Source organism: Nocardia carnea (genome assembly GCF_029868855.1).
Lineage (GTDB): Bacteria > Actinomycetota > Actinomycetes > Mycobacteriales > Mycobacteriaceae > Nocardia > Nocardia carnea_A.
On record NZ_JARWOV010000166.1, the window covers coordinates 1 to 2,136 of the forward strand.

General features: G+C 67.3%; 1 protein-coding gene. It reads left to right on the plus strand.

Translation table 11 applies throughout. The features are described from left to right. Nucleotides 1-130 precede the first annotated feature (130 nt). The coding region (locus QH195_RS15060; RefSeq protein WP_280435820.1) for a hypothetical protein at nucleotides 131-2,136 on the plus strand (2,006 nt) is incomplete at its 3' end.

The following is a 2,136-nucleotide window of genomic DNA, read 5'->3' on the forward strand; positions in this document are numbered from 1 at the left end:
CCTTTTAAATAATTTTCCCCGCGGGTTTTTCCTGCCCCCGCCACAGTCCGGGCCGGGGGGGCGCGGCGGCCGCCCCCCCGGAGCGCAGCAGCGTACCCACGCTGCGGAGCTGACTCGAGCCACCCGCGAATTGCTGGCCTATGTAGCGGAATTGGCCGGGGAATCGCTGCCGGACCCGGAGCGGAATGCTGTGGCCGCCCGATTCGAACTGTCCGCGCGCTGGACCGAAACGACCACCGCCCTCGCCGGGGAAGAGCTCTTGCCGGAGGGGCGGGAATGGCTGGACGGCCGGGAGTTCGATCTCACGGTGGCGCTGGCGCTACTGGATATGTATCACGGGGAGCCGGGCTGGAATCGGTGGCGGAAGCCGATCAACGGTCTGCTGAGAATTGTCGGCACCGAACTCCGGAAGGACGAAAACGACTGGCAGACAGCCTCGTCGGGCCACGTGGTGTCACTACGGCGGCTGGAGCACGACCTGCGGCGCATCGGTGATCTGCTCGACCAGGAGACCAATTCCGCGGCGCGGGTCTGGACACTGTGGTCGGAACTGGACATCGCGGCGGCCAGGCAATTCCGCGACGATCTGATCGCCGGCGAATCCGGCCCGGTCCGGCTGTTCGGGGATCGGATCGCGGTCCTGGAAGACAACGAGATTCTGGTGGTGGCCGCGCGGGGCGAGCACGAACAGGTAGTGCGTTCGACCCCCGGCCTGGCCGAGATCCTGAACCACTCCGCTGCGCGGGTCCGGCATTTCACCGTCACCGTATCCGAAGACGGTGTGATCGAGCGCCGGGCCGGTGAATTCGACCTCGCCCGGCCGACTCGGGTGAACGGCGTCCAATCACAGAATTTGGTGCCCGAGGCCGTCGAATCCCGGGTTTCGGTGATCGAGACGCTGCTGGAGCTGACCGACTCCGGTAGCCGTGCACTGGCCACCCTGCGGGAAAGGGGTGTGCGGATTGTCGTGGACTCCGAGCCGGGAGTACGTTTCGACCCCGGCCTGAACCGGATCGTCGTGGATGCCGGCGCCGGGTATATCGAAGCGGCGGCGCGCGTTGCGGGCTGCGCCGTTCATGCCGAACGAGCAGGTGATCGCGCCAAGGCCGGCGGCCCGCTGAATCAGGATCGGGATCGCTATCGAGGTGCGGACGGCCGCGCCCGGTACAACGCCGAAATGCTCGATATCGATGGATGGGCGCTCCACCGGGAGATCACTGTCCTGGCCGAACTGCGGCAGGCGGCGAGGATCGGTCGGTTGCCCGGCCCGCCACCATCGATGACCCCGCAGGAATCCCGGGTCCGGGAGTTCGCGGAATGGTTCGAACGGGAGACCGTACGGAGGAACCCGGAGCTTGCCGGTCCCGGTGCGGATCCGCGGGCACTGACGCGACTGCGTGACCGCGCCGCCCATGCGCTGATCATGCAGTTCATCGCCGGCCACCGGCCGGTGCAGGGTGGACACACTCACGAAGAACTGCACGGCGCCGAATGGGACGCCTCCCACGGCCCGGCCCGGCGAATCGAATCCGGGCGCCGGCACGGAATACCGTCGGTGTACGCCAACAATTACGGTGGCGATGCTGCGTACGGCATCTTCGGTGCGGTGAATCAGAACGGTGAGTTGTCACTCCGTATGGTGGCCGGAGATCGGACCCCCAACGGACGGGTGATGTTCGCCGATCTCATGCGGGCGCTCGGCGACCGGGTGGTTGTGGTGCGCGGGCAGTGGGCGGCCGACAGCGGTTTGTTCGACAACTTGGACACTTTCAACGCCGCGGTACAGGACGGCTTCTCCGAGGCCGAGGCCGCGGCAATGACCGCTACCGGCCGGATCGTCGCCGAGCACGGGTTCACCGAGGTGCGGATTTCCGATGTGCGGCCCGGATACGCCTCAGGCGAACGAACCTACGCCGAGGTGTATTTCCGCCGACCCGCGAACTATGTGCCGGAGCCCGGAGCGGCTGTCGAATCGGGTGATGCGGTCGCCGGTGCCGCGATCGGTGAAACCGGCGGCACCGTCGATCCCGCGGCGGAACCGAACTCCCGCACCGACGATGCGTCCGCCGCGGTAACCGGGGCGGACGAGGAAATCCAGAACGCCCATCGGCAGGGCGGACTGGACGCCTACCGTGC